General features: G+C 71.9%; 18 protein-coding genes and 1 pseudogene. 8 read left to right on the top strand and 11 right to left on the bottom strand.

Features of this window, described 5'->3' with window-relative positions; genetic code table 11:
- Nucleotides 1–290 precede the first annotated feature (290 nt).
- On the bottom strand, nucleotides 291–1,286 hold the full coding sequence (locus tag EAO72_RS32020) for an anti-sigma factor family protein (protein WP_148020570.1): 996 nt from the start codon (nucleotides 1,284–1,286) through the stop codon (nucleotides 291–293).
- Nucleotides 1,283–1,930 carry an RNA polymerase sigma factor SigE gene (gene sigE, locus EAO72_RS32015; RefSeq protein WP_261991694.1) on the bottom strand — a complete coding sequence of 216 codons (648 nt, stop codon included), beginning with the start codon at nucleotides 1,928–1,930 and terminating at the stop codon, nucleotides 1,283–1,285. The genes EAO72_RS32020 and sigE overlap by 4 nt, the downstream gene beginning before the upstream one ends.
- A 297-nt stretch (nucleotides 1,931–2,227) precedes the next feature.
- Here sigE and EAO72_RS32010 point away from each other — a divergent pair, with 297 nt between their 5' ends.
- Nucleotides 2,228–2,893 carry an O-methyltransferase gene (locus EAO72_RS32010; protein ID WP_148020569.1) on the top strand — a complete coding sequence of 222 codons (666 nt, stop codon included), beginning with the start codon at nucleotides 2,228–2,230 and terminating at the stop codon, nucleotides 2,891–2,893.
- 102 nt (nucleotides 2,894–2,995) lie between these two features.
- Here the strand turns inward: EAO72_RS32010 and EAO72_RS32005 are convergent, their stop codons facing one another.
- Nucleotides 2,996–3,163, bottom strand: coding sequence for a DUF3117 domain-containing protein (locus tag EAO72_RS32005; RefSeq protein ID WP_003966491.1), 168 nt, complete (start codon nucleotides 3,161–3,163; stop codon nucleotides 2,996–2,998).
- Nucleotides 3,164–3,477: 314 nt separating this feature from the next.
- Between EAO72_RS32005 and chcB the strand changes: the two genes are divergently transcribed.
- Nucleotides 3,478–4,293, top strand: a complete 816-nt coding sequence (gene chcB, locus EAO72_RS32000) for a 2-cyclohexenylcarbonyl CoA isomerase (protein ID WP_148020568.1) — start codon at nucleotides 3,478–3,480, stop codon at nucleotides 4,291–4,293.
- A 12-nt stretch (nucleotides 4,294–4,305) separates the two neighbouring features.
- On the opposite strand, the gene EAO72_RS31995 is transcribed toward chcB, so the two are convergent.
- A complete protein-coding gene (locus EAO72_RS31995) occupies nucleotides 4,306–4,899 on the bottom strand; it encodes a DNA-3-methyladenine glycosylase I (protein WP_148020567.1) in 594 nt (197 codons plus the stop codon).
- Nucleotides 4,896–5,309 (bottom strand): hypothetical protein, encoded by a 414-nt coding sequence (locus EAO72_RS31990; protein ID WP_148020566.1) that lies wholly within the window; start codon nucleotides 5,307–5,309, stop codon nucleotides 4,896–4,898. Before EAO72_RS31990 ends, EAO72_RS31995 begins: the two co-directional genes overlap by 4 nt.
- A 143-nt stretch (nucleotides 5,310–5,452) precedes the next feature.
- On the opposite strand from EAO72_RS31990, the gene folP reads away from it, so the two are divergent.
- On the top strand, nucleotides 5,453–6,325 hold the full coding sequence (gene folP, locus EAO72_RS31985; protein WP_148020565.1) for a dihydropteroate synthase: 873 nt from the start codon (nucleotides 5,453–5,455) through the stop codon (nucleotides 6,323–6,325).
- Nucleotides 6,326–6,327: 2 nt separating this feature from the next.
- Here the strand turns inward: folP and EAO72_RS31980 are convergent.
- From EAO72_RS31980 to dapE, 3 genes and pseudogenes are all read right to left on the bottom strand, one after another.
- Nucleotides 6,328–6,462, bottom strand: a pseudogene (locus tag EAO72_RS31980) (dihydropteroate synthase); the annotation flags it as partial.
- A 59-nt stretch (nucleotides 6,463–6,521) separates the two neighbouring features.
- Nucleotides 6,522–7,307: an LOG family protein gene (locus tag EAO72_RS31975; RefSeq protein WP_148020564.1), complete on the bottom strand. Its 786-nt coding sequence runs from the start codon at nucleotides 7,305–7,307 to the stop codon at nucleotides 6,522–6,524.
- Between the two features lie 95 nt (nucleotides 7,308–7,402).
- A complete protein-coding gene (gene dapE, locus EAO72_RS31970; protein ID WP_148020563.1) occupies nucleotides 7,403–8,482 on the bottom strand; it encodes a succinyl-diaminopimelate desuccinylase in 1,080 nt (359 codons plus the stop codon).
- A gap of 142 nt (nucleotides 8,483–8,624) precedes the next feature.
- On the opposite strand from dapE, the gene EAO72_RS31965 reads away from it, so the two are divergent.
- Both EAO72_RS31965 and EAO72_RS31960 read left to right on the top strand, forming a co-directional pair.
- Complete coding sequence (locus EAO72_RS31965; RefSeq protein ID WP_261991693.1) at nucleotides 8,625–9,572, top strand: hypothetical protein; 948 nt, start codon at nucleotides 8,625–8,627, stop codon at nucleotides 9,570–9,572.
- 288 nt (nucleotides 9,573–9,860) lie between these two features.
- On the top strand, nucleotides 9,861–10,265 hold the full coding sequence (locus EAO72_RS31960; RefSeq protein ID WP_148020562.1) for an ATP-binding protein: 405 nt from the start codon (nucleotides 9,861–9,863) through the stop codon (nucleotides 10,263–10,265).
- A 75-nt stretch (nucleotides 10,266–10,340) separates the two neighbouring features.
- Here EAO72_RS31960 and dapC read toward each other — a convergent pair whose 3' ends face one another.
- Nucleotides 10,341–11,435 carry a succinyldiaminopimelate transaminase gene (gene dapC / locus EAO72_RS31955; RefSeq protein WP_148020561.1) on the bottom strand — a complete coding sequence of 365 codons (1,095 nt, stop codon included), beginning with the start codon at nucleotides 11,433–11,435 and terminating at the stop codon, nucleotides 10,341–10,343.
- 120 nt (nucleotides 11,436–11,555) lie between these two features.
- Nucleotides 11,556–11,876, bottom strand: a complete 321-nt coding sequence (fdxA, locus tag EAO72_RS31950) for a ferredoxin (RefSeq protein WP_018956287.1) — start codon at nucleotides 11,874–11,876, stop codon at nucleotides 11,556–11,558.
- Between the two features lie 117 nt (nucleotides 11,877–11,993).
- Between fdxA and EAO72_RS31945 the strand changes: the two genes are divergently transcribed.
- Together EAO72_RS31945 and EAO72_RS31940 are read left to right on the top strand one after the other, a co-directional pair.
- Complete coding sequence (locus tag EAO72_RS31945; RefSeq protein ID WP_148020560.1) at nucleotides 11,994–12,995, top strand: GNAT family N-acetyltransferase; 1,002 nt, start codon at nucleotides 11,994–11,996, stop codon at nucleotides 12,993–12,995.
- A gap of 4 nt (nucleotides 12,996–12,999) precedes the next feature.
- Nucleotides 13,000–13,839 (top strand): transglutaminase-like domain-containing protein, encoded by an 840-nt coding sequence (locus EAO72_RS31940; RefSeq protein WP_148020559.1) that lies wholly within the window; start codon nucleotides 13,000–13,002, stop codon nucleotides 13,837–13,839.
- An 18-nt stretch (nucleotides 13,840–13,857) separates the two neighbouring features.
- Here EAO72_RS31940 and EAO72_RS31935 read toward each other — a convergent pair whose 3' ends face one another.
- Nucleotides 13,858–15,873, bottom strand: a complete 2,016-nt coding sequence (locus tag EAO72_RS31935; RefSeq protein WP_148020558.1) for an elongation factor G — start codon at nucleotides 15,871–15,873, stop codon at nucleotides 13,858–13,860.
- A 403-nt stretch (nucleotides 15,874–16,276) separates the two neighbouring features.
- Here EAO72_RS31935 and EAO72_RS31930 point away from each other — a divergent pair, with 403 nt between their 5' ends.
- Nucleotides 16,277–17,053: a hypothetical protein gene (locus tag EAO72_RS31930; protein ID WP_148020557.1), complete on the top strand. Its 777-nt coding sequence runs from the start codon at nucleotides 16,277–16,279 to the stop codon at nucleotides 17,051–17,053.
- The last annotated feature ends 124 nt before the right edge of the window (nucleotides 17,054–17,177 follow it).

Genomic DNA, 17,177 nt, shown 5'->3' with positions numbered 1-17,177 from the left:
GTCTCACGCGGTGCGTCCTGGGGTGCCTCGCTGACGCCGGGTGCGCCGGCCCGGGGCATCGCGTCCTCGACGGGCGACGGCTCCTGAGGCGCCGTGCGCGTGCTGCGCCCCGGCGTGGGCCGGCTCCACCACTTCGCCTTCGGCTCGGTGGCCTTCCCGTCGTCCATGCTCTCCCCGCAACTGCCGTGAACCGGCCTCTGCACGCCCCGCCAGGGGCGTCCCTCCGGAAATCCTGCCGGAATTCAACCAGGTTTACGGATGCCCTGCGCAGCCCCGTACGGCGGCCTTCCTCAGTGACGGGGCGAAAGCGGCAGGCCGTGCTGGGCGGGGGCCGGCACTCCGGCGGCCGTGGTGGGGCTCCGGGACGGGTCCGCGGACGGCGCCGGGGTGGCCGGGGCGAGTCCGCTGCCGAGGGCACGGGCGAACAGCGGGTTGCTTGCGTCGGGACGTATCAGCGACGGCGCGGACACGGTGGTCCGGGCGGTCAGCGCGAAGGCGTTGCCGCTCAGATCGCCGGTGCCGAGCAGGGAGGGCGTCGAGGAGAACGCCGGCGGCGCCGCGTTCACCGCGAGCGAGAACGGGCGGTCGGTGCCGGCCGCGGCGAGCGTGCCGTGGCTGCCGCCTCCGCGACGGCTGACGTTGCCGCTCTCCGCGCGGGCGTCGGCGTCGATCGGGGCCACGGCGCTGCCCGGGCCCTCGGCGCGCGTGGGGGTCTCGGTGCCGGAGTCCGTCGGCAGAGCGCCGCCGAGTGCGATGGCGGCCAGTGAGACGGCGCTGGCGGCGGCGAAGGCGAACCGGCGGCCGCGCCACGGCGAGCGGTCGCCCTCGCGACCGACCTCATGGATCCGGAAGACGGAACCGGCCGGAGCTGCGGGCATCACCGCGGTCGAACCGTGCAGCGTCGGAAGGTAGCCGAAGGTGGCCGGCACGGAGTCGTCGGAAGGAGATTCCGCGCGGCTGCCGTGGGGGTGCATCACGGGAAGGACGCCGTCGCCGAAGCGCCCCGGTTCACCCAGAGGTCTTCCCCGACGGGCGTCGTCACCACCCGGTCCACCGGGAAGGCCCTGGAGACGGGCAAGGAACCCCTCGGAGGGCGAGGGCGGGGCCGACTGTGCGAAGACACTCTTCAGGCGCCGCTGGGCGGCAGCCTCGGCCTTGCACTTGCCACAGGTCGCGAGGTGGGCGAGCACCCGGTCGCGGGCGTCGTGTTTCAGCTCGCCGTCCACCAGCGCGGCGAGACGGTCGCCCAGATGTTGTTCCGCGGAGGTCGGACCTGTGCCGCTCACGCCGTTCCGCCCTCCCCTGACACGAGGGCGCCCGCCAGGGAGCGCTGCTCGGCACGGGCCTCGGGCGAACGGTGCTGCAGCGCCTTGCGCAGGTGCGAGCGTCCGCGGTGGATACGGCTGCGCACGGTGCCGAGCTTCACGCCGAGTGTCGCGGCGATCTCCTCGTACGAGAGTCCCTCGATGTCGCAGAGCACGACCGCGGCCCGGAATTCGGGCGCGAGGGTGTCCAGCGCCTGCTGGACGTCCGCGTCGAAGTGGGTGTCGTTGAAGACCTGCTGCGGAGACGGCTCACGGCTCGGCAGCCGCTCCGCGGCGTCGTCCCCGAGGGAGTCGAAACGGATGCGCTGCTTACGACGGACCATGTCCAGGAACAGGTTGGTCGTGATGCGGTGCAGCCAGCCCTCGAAGGTGCCGGGCGTGTACGTCGAAAGCGAACGGAACACCCGGACGAAGACCTCCTGAGTGAGATCCTCGGCGTCGTGCTGGTTACCCGTCAGTCGGTAGGCAAGGCGGTAGACACGACCGCTGTGCGTGCTGACGATCTCTTCCCATGAGGGCGGCGTCCACGCCTGGGAGTCCGCATCTGAGGCGAAGGTCGCGGTCGGTGCGGAGTCGTTGGAAGAACGGTCAGCAATGTTGGTCACGGATTTCGGCTCACCCGCCGACCTGAGAAAGCGCCACAGCACTCCTCCCCGATCCACAGGCGCAGCCGCACCTCCCCTGTCGGCTCTGGTGGTGTCCAGTGGAGCCCCTACCCTAGCCACCTCGCCCGTTAGCTCCGGATAAGCCTTTTTCCTGCTGGGGCCGGGGTCTCCCCCGGGAACGTCCTGGCCGCCGGTCCGGGGCCCGGTCTGCGGGCCCGATCCCACGTGCTTTCCCCTGCCCTTCCCTAACGCCCGGTCCCATCTGCGGGTTCCCGGGCGCAGCGGATACAGTCACCGTTGCGCCAACTACGGGGACAGGAGAGGGTCATTACCGCCAACCGGCAGACGAGCTGGGCGTTCGCCGATGCCTTTGTCGCCGAGGACGAAGCACTGCGCTGGGCCCGGGACCGGGCACGGGACGCGGGGCTCCGCTCGGTGTCACCAGGCACCGGCGCTGCGCTGCGCCTTCTCGCTGCCACCACGGACGCCAAAGCGGTGGCGGAGATCGGCACCGGAACGGGCGTGTCCGGCCTCTATCTGCTGCACGGCATGCGCCCCGACGGCGTACTGACCACGGTCGACCCGGAACCCGAGCGCCAGCAGTTCGCCCGCGAGGCGTTCCGCGCGGCGGGCTTCGCCGCCAATCGGGCCCGCTTCATCCCCGGCCGCGCCCTCGACGTCCTCCCCCGGCTGGCGGACGGCGGTTACGACCTCGTGTTCTGCGACGGCGACCGGATGGAGAGCCTGGACTGCCTCGCTGAATCGTTGCGCCTGCTGCGGCCCGGCGGCCTGGTCTGCTTCGAGGGCGTCTTCGCGGACGGCCGCACGGTGGACTCCGCGGCCCAGCCCGCCGAGGTGCTGCGGCTGCGCGAACTGCTGCGGGCSGTCCGCGAGAGCCAGGAACTGATGGCCACGCTGCTGCCGGTGGGCGACGGCCTCCTCTGCGCGGTACGCCGGGGCTGAGGCCCCCCCGTCAGCCCCGCACCGCCGCAGCGCACCCGGAACGCACCACTGCCCCGGCACGGAGACCGTGCCGGGGCAGTGGTGAAGTGTGGGCGCCTTCTGCTAGCCGACGACCTTCTTGAGGGCATCGCCGAGTGCATCGGCCTCGTCCGGAGTCAGCTCCACGACAAGCCGACCGCCGCCTTCGAGCGGAACGCGCATGACGATGCCCCGCCCCTCCTTTGTCACCTCGAGCGGGCCGTCGCCCGTCCGCGGCTTCATGGCCGCCATGCTCGTTCCCCTTCCTGAAACCAGCTCATCGCAACCGGCGGCCCCATGACAGGCGCTGCCTCACCGGCATCGAACACATTGCTTCCAGGCCATTATCCCGCATCACAGACCCCGATGACCAACATCGCTCTGCATCGCTTGCGCAACGCGCTCTCTCAAAACCACCCAATTCGGCGATCCGACTGCGATACTCCGTCCCCCCGCCCCCCTCTTCGCGGCGGAATTGTTAGACGCAGGTCACATGTTCGCCCTCGCCGAAGTCGGCCATGCTTGCCTGGACAGGCATGTTGAACGAGGCGCAAAGGGGACCGCACATGGCCGATCACGACGACTCCGTGCTCTATGAAGTGAGCGGCGGGCTCGCGACGATCACGATCAACCGTCCGGACGCGATGAACGCCATGGACACCGCGGCCAAGGTGGCTCTGCGAGACGCCCTGCAGTCGGCCGGTGCCGACACCGCCGTGCGGGCGGTTCTGCTCACCGCGGCCGGCGGGCGCGCCTTCTGCGTCGGCCAGGACCTCAAGGAGCACCTCTCCAAGCTGGCCGAGGTCCGCGCGTCGGGCGGCGGCAACGCGCTCAGCACGGTGCGGGAGCACTACAACCCCATCGTGCGGGCACTCACGGAGATGCCCAAGCCGGTCGTCGCCGGGATCAACGGTGCCGCGGCCGGAGCGGGCTTCGGCTTCGCGCTCGCCTGCGACTACCGGGTCGCCGCCGACACCGCCTCGTTCAACACCTCGTTCGCCGGGGTCGCCCTGACGGCCGACTCGGGTGTGTCGTGGACACTGCCCCGGCTGATCGGCCGGAGCCGCGCCGCCGATCTGCTGCTCTTCCCGCGCTCCATCTCGGCGCAGGCCGCCCATGACCTGGGCATCGTGAACAAGCTGGTGCCCGCCGCCGACCTCGTCGCCGAGGCCACCGCGGTGGCCCGCGCCCTCGCGGACGGCCCCACGGTCGCGTACGCGGCACTCAAGGAGTCCCTCGCCTACGGCGCCGGGCACACCCTGGGCGAGGCACTGGAGAAGGAGGACGAACTCCAGACGAGGGCGGGCGCGTCGCAGGACCACGGGACCGCGGTGCAGGCGTTCCTCGACAAGGACAGGTCGCCGAAGTACGTGGGGCGGTAGTCCGGCTCCCGGCTAGGCCGCCGAGCCGCCGCCGCGGGCCACGCAGTCCGCGAGGTGGTCGTCGACCAGGCCGCACGCCTGCATCAGGGCGTAGGCCGTGGTCGGACCGATGAACCGCAGCCCGCGCTTCTTGAGGTCCTTCGACAGTGCCGTGGACTCCGCGGTGACGGCCGCCACGTCTCCGAGGACGCGAGGGGCGGGGCGGCTCGCGGGATCCGGGGCGTACGACCAGATCAGTTCGTCCAGCTCGCCGTCCCGCCAGCCCGTCAGCACCTGGGCGTTGGCGAGGGTGGCGTCGATCTTCGCCCGGTTGCGGATGATGCCCGCGTCGGCGAGGAGCCGCTCCCGGTCCGCGTCGGTGAACGCGGCCACCTTCGCGATGCCGAACCCGGCGAACGCGCTGCGGAAGCCCTCGCGGCGCCGCAGGATCGTCAGCCAGGACAGCCCGGACTGGAACGCCTCCAGACACAGCCGTTCGAAGAGGGCGTCGTCACCGTGGACCGGCCGGCCCCACTCGGTGTCGTGGTAGACGAGGTAGTCCTCGGTGGACAGGCCCCAGGGGCAGCGCAGTCCGCCGTCCGCCGCCGCTTCGGCGCCGCCGCTCATCGCCCGGTCTCCTCGTCGGGCCGCGGAACTCCGTCCTGCGCCTCCGGAGCCTCCCAGGGCGACCGTGGGGCGTCCTCGGGCCGCTTGAGAAGATCGGGCCGGCCGGCTCTCGTGGCCTGGGCGCCGGCGAGCGCCGACTCCAGCTCCGCGATCCGGGCGTCGCGCTCGGCGAGCTCGGCGCCGAGCCGGCCCAGCGCGTCGTCGACATCGGCCATCCGGTAACCGCGCGCGGCGACGGGCAGCCGGAGCGCCTCGACGTCCGCGCGGCCGACCGGGCGCGTCGCGGGCAGCGGATCCGTCAGCTGCTCGGGCGCCACGTCCTGCAGGATGGCGCTCTTCCCTCCGCCGACCACGGCGAGCGTGACCGCGGCAACCACCACCACCATCGCGAGCAGCAAGAACCAGAACACGCGTATCTCCCCGGGAGCGGAATTCGTCCGGGTCCGATCGTGCCATGCGGCACTGACAGTTAGGGTCGCAGTCGGCTCCGGCGGAGATCTGCTGGGCGGATTCAAAGGTCCGAAGGTCCGAAGGTTCGAAGGAGAGACACGGGATGCGAAGCGGTGCGCTCAGGCTGGGCCGGCGCGAGTTCGGTGCGCAGGAACCGGTGATCATGGCGATCGTGAACCGCACCCCGGACTCCTTCTACGACCAGGGCGCCACCTTCCTCGACGAGCCCGCACTCTCCCGGGTCGAGCAGGCGGTGGCCGACGGCGCCGCGATCATCGACATCGGCGGGGTGAAGGCGGGCCCCGGCGAGGAGGTCACCGCCGAGGAGGAGGCCCGTCGCACCGTCGGGTTCGTCGCCGAGGTGCGCCGCCGCCACCCGGACGTAGTGATCAGCGTCGACACCTGGCGCCACGAGGTCGGGGAGGCCGTCTGCGAAGCCGGGGCCGACCTGCTGAACGACGCGTGGGGCGGCGTCGACCCGAAGCTGGCGGAGGTCGCCGCGCGGTACGGGGCCGGCCTCGTCTGCACCCACGCGGGCGGCGCCGAGCCGCGTACCCGGCCGCACCGGGCCGGGTACGAGGACGTGATGGCCGACATCCTGCGGGTGACCGTGGGGCTGGCCGAGCGGGCCGTGGATCTGGGAGTCCGGCCGGACGGGATCATGATCGACCCCGGTCACGACTTCGGGAAGAACACCCGGCACTCGCTGGAGGCGACACGCCGGCTCGGCGAGATGGCGGAGACGGGGTGGCCGGTGCTCGTGTCCCTGTCCAACAAGGACTTCGTCGGCGAGACGCTCGACCGGCCGGTGAAGGAGCGGCTGCTCGGCACGCTGGCGACGACCGCGGTGTCCGCGTGGCTGGGGGCGCGGGTGTACCGGGTGCACGAGGTGGCGGAGACGCGGGACGTCCTGGACATGGTGGCGTCCATCGCCGGACACCGGGCGCCGGCGGTGGCGCGGCGAGGGCTGGCGTAGTCGGAGAGGGCGGGCTCGTCGAGGAAGGTGGCGCCCTGGTCGTAGAAGGAGTCCGGGGTGCGGTTCACGATCGCCATGATCACCGGTTCCTGCGCACCGAACTCGCGCCGGCCCAGCCTGAGCGCACCGCTTCGCATCCCGTGTCTCTCCGACCCCCGCTCCTCAGACGCCGGAGGGGCTGGAAGGGGCGGAAGCGCTACCGCCCGACCTCCTTCGTCACCAGGTTCACCGCCTCGTCCACGTCGTCCGTGACGTGGAACAGCAGCAGGTCCTTCGCCGACGCCTTGCCCTGGGCCACCACCGTGTCCCGCAGCCAGTCCACCAGGCCTCCCCAGTACTCCGTACCGAACAGCACGATCGGGAAGCGGGTGACCTTGCCCGTCTGAACGAGGGTGAGTGCCTCGAAGAGTTCGTCCAGGGTGCCGAGGCCGCCGGGCAGGACGACGAAGCCCTGTGCGTACTTCACGAACATCGTCTTGCGGACGAAGAAGTAGCGGAAGTTGACGCCGATGTCGACGTGGGGGTTGAGGCCCGACTCGAAGGGCAGCTCGATACCGAGGCCGACCGAGACGCCCTTCGCCTCCCGGGCGCCCTTGTTCGCCGCCTCCATCGCGCCGGGGCCGCCCCCGGTGATCACCGCGAAGCCCGCCTCGACGAGCGCGCGGCCGATGCGTACCCCTGCCTCGTACTCCGGCGCGCCGGCGGGTGTGCGGGCGGATCCGAAGACGCTGATGGCGCTCGGCAGTTCGGCGAGCGCGCCGAAGCCTTCGACGAACTCCGACTGGATGCGCATGACCCGCCACGGGTCGGTGTGCACCCACTCGGAGTCGCCCTCGGAGTCCAGCAGCCGCTGATCGGTCGTACCGGGCTGCACCTGGTCCCTGCGGCGCAGCACCGGGCCGAGCCGCTGTTCCTCGGGCCTGACCGCTCCCTCGGGGACCTCCGCGCCCTCAGGGATCCTTGCGTCCTCCGCGTTGCCCATGACTGCTCCCTACGCCGACGTCAGGGCCGCCCTGCGGCGCCCTGTCTCCCGCCAGCGTAGATCGCCGGAGGTTACGGGCAGGGGAATGTGAGGGGTCAGGTCGTGAGCCAGGAGCGGAGCCGGTCCTCGCAGTGGGTGATCCGTTCGACCTTCACGTGCTCGTTGCGCTTGTGGGCGAGGATCGGGTCGCCGGGGCCGTAGTTCACCGCGGGCACGCCGAGGCCGCCGAAGCGTGCCACGTCCGTCCAGCCGAACTTGGGCTTCGCGGTGCCGCCGACCGCGTCCATGAAGGCCTTGGCCGCGGGGTGGGACAGGCCCGGCATGGCCGCGCCGGAGTGGTCGTCGACGATGAATTCGGCGACGCCGCAGCCGGCGAAGACCTCGTACACATGGGCGATGGCCTGCTCGGCGCTCAGGTCGGGGGCGTAGCGGTAGTTCACGACGACGGTGCAGGCGTCGGGGATGACGTTGTTGGCGACGCCGCCCTCGATCCGGACGGCGTTCAGCCCCTCGTGGTACTCCAGTCCGTCGATCACCGGCTTGCGCGGTTCGTAGGCGGCGAGCCTTTCGAGGACGGGCGCGGCGGCGTGGACGGCGTTGGACCCCATCCAGCTGCGGGCGGAGTGCGCCCGCTCGCCCTCCAGGCGCAGCAAGACGCGCAGCGTGCCCTGACAGCCGCCCTCGACCTCTCCGTTGGAGCCCTCCAGGAGGACGGCGAAGTCGGCCGTCAGCCAGTCGGGGTGGGCGGCGGCGATGTGCCCGAGTCCGTTGAGGTCGGCGGCGACCTCTTCGTTGTCGTAGAAGACGAAGGTGAGGTCGCGGTTGGGCTCGGGCACGGTGGCGGCGATCCTCAGCTGGACGGCGACGCCCGACTTCATGTCGGAGCTGCCGCAGCCCCACAGCAGGCCGTCCTCGTCGAGGCGCGAGGGCACGTTGTCGGCGATCGGCACGGTGTCGATGTGACCCGCCAGTACGACGCGCTCGGCGCGGCCCAGGTTCGTCCTGGCGACGACGTTGTTGCCGTGCCGGTCGACGGTCAGGTGCGGGAGGGTCCGCAGCGCCGACTCGACGGCGTCGGCGAGGCCCTTCTCCTCCCCGCTGACCGAGGGGAAGTCGACGAGCCACGCGGTGAGCGCGGGTCCGTCCAGTGTGAGGTCAAGCGTGCTTTCGGCCATGGCTACGACCCTAGTGCCTGTCCGGAGCCCCCCGCCTGTGTCCCGACGCCCGGCACGCACGCACCGACCGCCGCTGCGCCCGCGCTCCGCGCGAACGACGGGGGACTCCGGACAGGCACCGTGCCTCGCGTACGGTGGCCCCGTGCCCCGGACCGTTGCCCCTGCCCGCCGACACACCGCCCGCAGCCGTCGTCTGCGCCTCACGGCGGCCTTCGCCGTACTCGTGGCGGTGGCCGGTTATCTGACCGTGCAGTACGTGACCGGCGGCAAGGGCTCCGACCAGTGCACGGTGGAGTCGGCCGACGGTTCGGACGGCGAGGGACGGACGTACCGGCTGACCGCGGAGCAGGCGGCGAACGCCGCGACGATCTCCGCGGTCGGCACCACCCGCGGCATGCCGGAGCGCGCGGTGACGATCGCGCTGGCGACGGCGCTGCAGGAGTCCGGACTGCGCAACATCGAGCACGGCGACCGGGACTCGCTGGGCCTCTTCCAGCAGCGCCCGTCCCAGGGCTGGGGCACCGAGAAGCAGATCCTGGACCCCGTGTACTCGGCCGGGAAGTTCTACGAGCACCTGGCCGAGGTGCCCGGCTACTCGCGGCTGCCGCTCACCGTGGCCGCGCAGCGGGTCCAGCGCAGTGGCTTCCCGCAGGCGTACGCGAAGCACGAGCCGGATGCCGCGCTGCTGGCGGCGGCGCTGACCGGCCGGGCGCCGGCGGCCCTGAACTGCGATCCGCCGCGGAGCACGGCCGGGACGGGCGAGGCGGCGAAGGTCCGGGCCGCGCTGGTGCGCTCCTTCGGCAAGGACGTGCTGCCTTCCGAGGACGCGGAGGCGGCGAAGACCCCGGCCGCCGGGGCGGCCGCGGACGCGGGGAGGCTCTCGGTTCCGGTGCGGACGGCTCTCGGGGCCGGCCAGGACGGGGTTCCGCGGCGCGGCTGGGAGCTCGCGCACTGGGCGGTCGCGCAGTCCGAGGCGCTCGGCATCGACGAGGTCGCGTACGCCGGCAAGAAGTGGGACTCCGGGTCGGGCTGGCGGACGGAGCGCAAGGAATCGGGCACCACTGCGGTCCGGATAGGCCTCGCGCAGTAGTACGGCCCGTCACCCGTCCAGGGGAGTCCGCTCCTTCTCCGGACGGGCTCCGCACCGCACCCCCCGGACTGCCTTCCGTACGCGGCTATCGCCTTGCGGCCAAAGGGAAGTGACGGTTCGGCGCAGGGGCGCTCGCTGCCGTGTCCGCCCGGGTTTCTCCGTTGCGGATTATGTGACGCATTACCCGATCTTTACCTCGGCACACCGCAACCTCTCCCTCCCCCACGACGGTTGTCATGGCGTCCGGCCCACGGACACCAGGATTTCCCACCCCGTCGAAGGAGCATCATGTCCCTCCCCCTGACCCGTCGGATCGCCCGTACCGCGCTGCTGATCGCGGCGGGTGCGGCCCCCGTGGTCGGTGCGGCCGGTGTCGCAGGTGCCGCGCAGCTCCCGCAGGCCCCGGAGCTCGGCGGTCTCACCACCGTCGAGGGCGCCGGACTCGGCCAGGCCGTCGACGCGGCCCAGCCGGCCGCCGACACCGCGGGCAAGGCCGGCGGCAAGGTCGTCGGCACCACGCTGCCGGTGGCGGCCAAGACCCTCGGCGAGGCGGGCGGCAAGGCCGCGCCCGCGGCGAAGGGTGCAGGCAAGGCCGCCAAGGGCGGCGCGAGCGACACCCTCGGCGACGCGACCGGCGCCGTGACCAAGGGCGGTCTGCCCACCGGCAAGCTCGGCGGCCTGCCGATCGGCTGATCCGCACCACGTCCGTGCACATGGAGGGGCCCCGGGAGTGCGCACTCCCGGGGCCCCTCCATGCGTACGGACGGCTCAGCCCAGTCGTTTGACCGCGGCCGCCACGCGCTCGTCGGTCGCCGTGAACGCCACGCGCACGAAGCGGTCGCCCGCCGGCCCGTAGAAGTCACCGGGCGCCACCAGGATGCCCAGCTCCGCCAGGTACGCCACGGTGTCCCAGCAGGGCTCGTCGCGGGTCGCCCAGAGGTAGAGGCTCGCCTCGCTGTGCTCGATGCGGAACCCGTGGGCCTCCAGCGCCGTGCGCAGGGCCGTGCGCCGGTCCGCGTACCGGGTGCGCTGCTCGGCCACGTGACGGTCGTCGCCGAGCGCGGCGACGGTCGCCGCCTGGACGGGGGCCGGCGTCATCATCCCGCCGTGCTTACGGATCAGCAGCAGCTCGCTCAGCACGGCCGCGTCGCCCGCGATGAAGGCGGCGCGGTAGCCGGCGAGGTTGGAGCGCTTGGAGAGCGAGTGGACGGCGACGACGCCCTCGTACGTACCGCCGCAGACGTCCGGGTGGAGCACGGAGACCGGTTCGGCCTCCCAGCCCAGCTCCAGGTAGCACTCGTCGCTGAAGACCAGCACATCGTGCTCGCGCGCCCAGGCGACGATCCTGGTCAGCTCGTCCTTGGCCAGGACCCGGCCCGTCGGGTTGGACGGCGAGTTGAGCCAGAGCAGCCTCAGTCCGGCCGGATCGAGTTCGGTCGGGTCGTCGTAGGCGACGGGCTCGGCACCGCACAGCCGGGCGCCGACCTCGTACGTCGGGTAGGCGAGCCGCGGGTAGGCGACCTTGTCACCGGCGCCGAGGCCGAGCTGGGTAGGCAGCCAGGCCACCAGTTCCTTGGAGCCGACGACGGGCAGCACGTTCTCGTGCGTCACCGAGACGGCGCCCAGGCGGCGCTCCACCCAGCCGGTGAGGGCGTCGCGCAGCGCGGCCGTCCCCCACACCGTCGGATAGCCGGGGCTGTCCGACGCGGCGACGAGCGCCCGCTGGATCAGTTCGGGCACCGGGTCGACGGGCGTGCCGACGGACAGGTCCACGATGCCGTCCGGGTGGCCGCCGGCCGTCGACTTGTAGGGCGCGAGCCTGTCCCAGGGAAAGACCGGGAGACGGGAGGAGACTGCGGACACGGATCTCTGCTTTCTCGTACGGGGTTCACGCGGGCGGCCCCCAGGGGCCGCGGGAAACACCTCGGCCCCGCACGGTGACGAGCCGTACGGGACCGGGGCGACGCACGTGCCGGAGCGCTGCTACTGGTTCTGCGGCGGCAGCGCGGCGATGAACGCGTGGTCGCGCTCGATCAGACCCAGCTTGGAGGCACCACCCGGCGACCCGAGGTCGTCGAAGAACTCGACGTTCGCCTTGTAGTAGTCCTTCCACTCCTCCGGGGTGTCGTCCTCGTAGAAGATCGCCTCGACCGGGCAGACCGGCTCGCAGGCTCCACAGTCGACGCACTCGTCCGGGTGGATGTACAAGGACCGCTGGCCCTCATAGATACAGTCGACGGGGCACTCTTCGATGCAGGCCTTGTCCTTTACGTCGACACAAGGCTGCGCGATGACGTAGGTCACGCTGTCGTTCCTCCTCGGTAGGGCGTTGGCTCTCGCGCGGGAGCGCGGCGTCGTCGATGCCCGCACCTAGTATCTCCGTTCCCGGGCACGATCCGAACAGGAGGGGCGGACAGAGCTGTGGAATTCACCATGGGCGGACGGCTGGAGGTCCGAATTGCACCGGCTGACGTGGGCAAACGGGTATCAGTCCGGCGCCTGACCGAGGACGGCCCCCAGGGTCCGAAATTCACCGACACGGTCGGTGTTCTCACATCCTGGAACACGGGTGTGCTGTCGGTCACACCGAAGAGCGGTGAGTCCGTCCGGATCCCGGAATCGGCCCTGGTGGCGGGAAAGGTCGTGCCGGCCGCCCCGGCCCGCAGGCGCGGTCCGGCGGCCTCCTTCAGCGAACTCGCCCCGGTCTGCGCACGTGCCTGGCAGCCCGTGGAGAGCGAGCCCCTGGGCGACTGGCTGCTGCGCGCCGCCGGCGGGTTCACCCGGCGTGCCAACTCCGTACTGCCGCTCGGCGAGCCGGGCGTGCCGCTCGACGCCGCGCTCGCACGGGTCCGGCAGTGGTACGCGGAGCGCGGGCTGCCCGCCTACGTCCAGGCGGCGACCGGTGCCGAGGACACCCAGGAGGAACTGTGCGCGGCTCTGGAGGACCACGGCTGGCAGCGCGAGGTGACGGCTCAGGTGCGGATCGCGGCGCTGGCTCCGATCGGTGATCTGGCGGCCGAGGTGTCGCGGGTGCGGCTGAGCCGGGAGGTGGACGAGACGTGGCTCGCCCGCTACCAGCGCGTCGGGGCGCCGGGCCCGCAGGTCTCCGCGGTCCTGGGCAGCGGCCCGTCGGTGTGGTTCGCGACCGTGCCGGGCGGGGCGGGGGACGAGGCGCCCGCCGCGATCGGACGGTGTGTCGTGGACGGGCGGTGGGCCGGTTTCATGGCCGTCGAGGTGGCTCCCGAGCACCGCAGGAGAGGGCTCGCCACCACCGTGATGACCGCGCTGGCCCGGCAGGCGATGGACGAGGGCGCGTCGGCGGCGTGGCTCCAGGTGGAGGCGGACAACGAGGGCGCCCGGGCGCTGTACGACGGTATGGGCTTCGCGACGCATCACTCGTACCACCACTTCCGGGCGGCGTAGCGCGATGGCTCCCGAGAGGCACGACAAGGACGAGCTGCGCCGCCGGTTCGCCGAGGAGGCGCGGGCGGAGCGCCCGGATCTGGCGCTGCTCTGCCTGCTGCTGGGCGCGGAGGCCGACCCCGCGCTGGACGCCGACGCCATGGACGCGGCCCAGATCGAGCTGGACCGGCTCGCGGGACTGTTGCCGTACGGGCTGCGCACCGGACGCGCCTGGGCCTCGGCGCTGGCCGGACTGCTCGGTGAGCGGTACGGGTTCGAGGGCGCTTCGGCGGACTACCAGCGGCTGGAGTCGTCGCTGCTGCACAAGGTGCTGCGGCGGCGGCGCGGGCTGCCGATCCTGCTGTCGGTGGTGTGGATCGAGGTTGCCCGGCGGGCGGGCGCTCCGGTGTACGGGGTGGCGCTGCCGGGCCACTTCGTGGTCGGTTTCGGGGATCCGGCGGAGCGGGTGCTGGCCGATCCGTTCGCGGGTGGGCGGCCGCTGACGGGCCAGGACGCGGAATTGCTGGTGGCGGGCGCGACCGGGCAGTCGCTGGAGGCGTCGATGCTGGTGCCGGCGCAGCCGCTGGAGACCGTGCTGCGGATCCTGAACAACATCCGGGCGTGGGCGGCGGCCCGCCCGGAACGCAACGACGTGGCGCTGTGGGCGGTGGAGCTGTCCCTGCTCCTGCCGTCGCACCCGGCGCGGCTGCGCTACGAGCGGGCCCAGTTGCTGGTCCGGGGCGGGGAGTTCCTGCGCGGGGCGGCGGAGATGGAGGAGTACGCGCAGGTGCTCGCGGACGTCGACCCGGCTGCCGCGGAGGCGGTGCGCGGGAGTGCGCGGGCGGCGCGGGCGATGCTGAACTGAGGGGCCGCGGACGGCCGCTCACTCCTGTCCGCCGCCGGCCCGCCTCATCGTGTGCAGCAGGTACTCCTTCCGGTCGAGCGGGTTGTGGTCCGTGCGCGAGCGCCGGGGGACGGTGCCGGTGACGGGGCGGTGGGTGTCGAAGGCGGTCTCCAGCAGCCCTTCGCCGCGAGTCAGCCCGGGCAGCCGCTGCTGGAGTTCGTGCACCCGGGCGGCCGGGACCTCGCCCTCCAGTACGCAGCGCGAGCCGTCGACGGACGGTGGGCCCGGGACGGCGCGCAGGCGGGCCAGGACCGGCAGGAGCGGCCCGAGCGTGTCGGCCGGGAGCTCCGCCCGGAAGCGGTGCATCGGCTCGTACACCGTGGTGCCGGCCTGCCGGAGCGCGGCCATCAGGACCAGCGGCGTGAGTTGGCGGAAGTCGCCGGCCGTGCTCGACATGGACTTGTCGAAGACGGCGTGCGAGTGGCTCTGCCGGGGCCAGTAGCCGGAGTGCGTCATCGTGACGGCGCAGTCGGTGACGCGCCAGCCGTACAGGCCCTGTGCGAGCGTCTCGGTGACGGTCTCCTCGACGGCTCGCATCAGGGAGTACGGCATCGAGCCGAGCTCCACCTCCAGCCGGTAGGTGACCCCGCTGCCGGGCGGGGCGGGATCGACGCGCAGTCCGACCGTCGCGAGAAAGGGGTTGTCGTCCTTGTCGATGATCTCGACAGCCGATCCGGTTCCGGACGGCTTTTCCAGACAGATGGTCGTGGTTCCGCGGAAGGTGACATCAATGCCGAATTCTTCCGCGAGCGTCGCCTGGATGACTTCCTTCTGCACTTCGCCGTAAAGCGATACGGACACTTCCTTACGGATGTCGTCCTGCCGCAGATTGATCAGCGGATCCTGCTCGGCCAGTTGCGCGAGAGCGAAATGCAGTTCGCCCCGGGAAGTGGGCGGAGCGGCAGCCACCACGGATTCGAGCGTCGGCGGGGCGAAGTGGTGCCCGGTGACCGCCGCACGGATATCGCCGACCGCGTCACCGATCCTGATGTCCCCGAGTCCCCGGAGTTTCGCGATCCGCCCCGGGCCCACCGACGCGGCGTCGGCGTCCGCGCCGTCGGCGAAGACCCGGACGCCGGTCACCTTGCCCTCGGACACTTCGCCGGGGCCCTGCCCGAACACCAGCCGGTCGCGGGTGCGTACGGTCCCGGAGACCATCCGGACCCAGGCGAGCTTCTCGCCTGCCCGGCCGCGTTCGACCTTGAAGACGGTGCCGGAGACCGGCCCGTCCGCGTCGTCCCCGGCCGCGGGCAGCAGTTCCTTGATCCCGTCGGTCAGGGCGGTGATGCCGGCGCCGGTGACGGCCGAGCCGAAGTAGACGGGGTGGACGAGGGCCTGCCGGGCCTGCTTCGCCAGTGCCGCCCTGAGCCGGGCCGGTGCGAGTTCCTCGCCGCCCTCGACGTACGCGGCGAGCAGTGTGTCGTCGTGCTCGGTGAGCAGATCGGCGAGCCGGTCCAGGAAGCGGGGGTCGTCGTCGGCGTACGGCACGCTGCGGGCCTCGCGGGTGCCGAGGCCGGTGACGGCCGGTCCCCTCGCGACCGTGTGCGGGGTGAGCTTCTCCGTGATCTCGCGCAGCACCGGCGCGTACCGGGCTCCGGCCCGGTCGGTCTTGTTCACGAAGATCAGGGTGGGGATGCGCAGGCGCTGGAGCGTACGCATCAGCACCCGGGTCTGGGCCTGGACGCCCTCCACGGCGGAGACGACCAGGACCGCACCGTCGAGCACGCCGAGGACCCGTTCCACCTCGGCGATGAAGTCCGGGTGGCCGGGGGTGTCGATCAGGTTGACGGTGACGTCGTCGAGGGCGAAAGAGACGACGGCGGACTTGATCGTGATCCCGCGCTGCCGTTCGAGCGCGAGCGAGTCCGTCTGCGTGTTCCCGTCGTCGACGCGGCCGATCTCGTCGATGATTCCGGCGGCGTGGAGCAGCCGCTCGGTCAGACTCGTCTTACCGGCGTCGACATGCGCCAGAATTCCAAGATTGAGCGTGTGCACGGAACTCCATGTGGTCAGCGGTGGGGTGAATTCCCGTCGAGACGAACATGTGAGATCCGCGCATCGTTTTCTCCTGGTCCTGTCGGCTGATGCGGCGAGTAGAACAGCGCGCGAGCCGACGGCGCAACCCAATTACCGGCGCCGCACGTGCTGCCGCACGGTGAGGCCCCGTCAGCGAACGGGGGACCCGGCCGCGGCCAAACCTCTCTTCGGCGCGCCGTGCCGTCCAACGGGTGATTATCCGTTCTTCGCCACTCGATGAGCCCATGCCGTAGCTCCAATGCGGAGCTCCCCGATGGCGCGCTCCGGGCTCCGGGCTGACGGTGGATCACGTAGCGACCGCGCCACACAGAGTCGACGCTCCGTCACTCTTCGCAGTCGCGACGAAAGGAAACGTGTTCAGATGCGCTCTGCCCGCACCCTGTTCGCCACGGCCGCCGTCACGGCGGTCCTCACGATCACCGCTCCCTCCGCGTACGCCATGACCACCGGCGACTGGGAGCACGACAGCGGTTCGTCCTCCAGCAGCGAGGACGGCGGCTGGAAGAAGGACAAGCCCAACGGTGGCGTCCACACCGGCGGCGGCGCCCTGGCCAAGACGGTCACCGGCGACGAGCACGGCAAGTCGGACGACGAGGGCTGGAAGAAGGACAAGCCCAGCGGCGGCGTGCACACCGGCGGCGGCGCGCTGTCGATGACCGTCGCCAAGGAGTGGCAGCCCGGCAAGGACGACGAGGGCGGCAACTCCGACTGGAAGAAGGAGAAGCCGAGCGGCGGCGTCCACACCGGCGGCGGCGCCCTGTCCTCGACGGTCACCAAGGAATGGCAGCCCGGCAACGACGAAGAGGGCGGCAAGTACAAGGACGAGGGCAAGCCCAGCGGCGGCATGCACGCCGGTGGCGGCGCCCTGTCGATGACGGTCGCCAAGGAGTGGCAGCCGGGCAGCGACGAGGCCGGCAAGACGGAGAAGGGCGAGAAGTCCGACACGTCCTCGAAGTCCGAGAAGAGCGACGAGGGCTGGAAGAAGGACAAGCCCAGCGGCGGCGTGCACACCGGCGGCGGCGCGATGGCGATGACCGGCGGCGGCCTGGCGGCCGGTTCGCTGCTGCTGCTCGGCGGTGTCGGTGTCGGCGCGTACAAGCTGCGCCGTCGCCAGGCGACGGGTGGCGCGATGGCCTGACCCGGCCGCATCGCGAGCCGGCCGCATTCCTGTCGCGGCCGCCGTCCCTCCGGACGGCGGCCGCGGCGCCTTCGTTTTCCCCGGGGCGCCCGCCGTATCGAGCCCGCCCCCACCACCACACCAC

This window comes from Streptomyces sp. OR43 (genome assembly GCF_008042275.1).
Taxonomy (GTDB): domain Bacteria; phylum Actinomycetota; class Actinomycetes; order Streptomycetales; family Streptomycetaceae; genus Streptomyces.
The sequence above is the reverse complement of the archived record's forward strand: the minus strand, read 5'-3'. Positions and strand labels throughout refer to the sequence as shown.

Bases quoted from the DNA above. Each gene is read 5' to 3' on its own strand.
- EAO72_RS32005 (WP_003966491.1), bottom strand. From the start codon at position 3,163: ATGGCGGCCATGAAGCCGCGGACGGGCGACGGCCCGCTCGAGGTGACA.
- chcB (WP_148020568.1), top strand. From the start codon at position 3,478: ATGGCCGATCACGACGACTCCGTGCTCTATGAAGTGAGCGGCGGGCTC.
- EAO72_RS31995 (WP_148020567.1), bottom strand. From the start codon at position 4,899: ATGAGCGGCGGCGCCGAAGCGGCGGCGGACGGCGGACTGCGCTGCCCC.
- folP (WP_148020565.1), top strand. From the start codon at position 5,453: ATGCGAAGCGGTGCGCTCAGGCTGGGCCGGCGCGAGTTCGGTGCGCAG.
- EAO72_RS31975 (WP_148020564.1), bottom strand. From the start codon at position 7,307: ATGGGCAACGCGGAGGACGCAAGGATCCCTGAGGGCGCGGAGGTCCCC.
- dapE (WP_148020563.1), bottom strand. From the start codon at position 8,482: ATGGCCGAAAGCACGCTTGACCTCACACTGGACGGACCCGCGCTCACC.
- EAO72_RS31960 (WP_148020562.1), top strand. From the start codon at position 9,861: ATGTCCCTCCCCCTGACCCGTCGGATCGCCCGTACCGCGCTGCTGATC.
- EAO72_RS31940 (WP_148020559.1), top strand. From the start codon at position 13,000: ATGGCTCCCGAGAGGCACGACAAGGACGAGCTGCGCCGCCGGTTCGCC.
- EAO72_RS31930 (WP_148020557.1), top strand. From the start codon at position 16,277: ATGCGCTCTGCCCGCACCCTGTTCGCCACGGCCGCCGTCACGGCGGTC.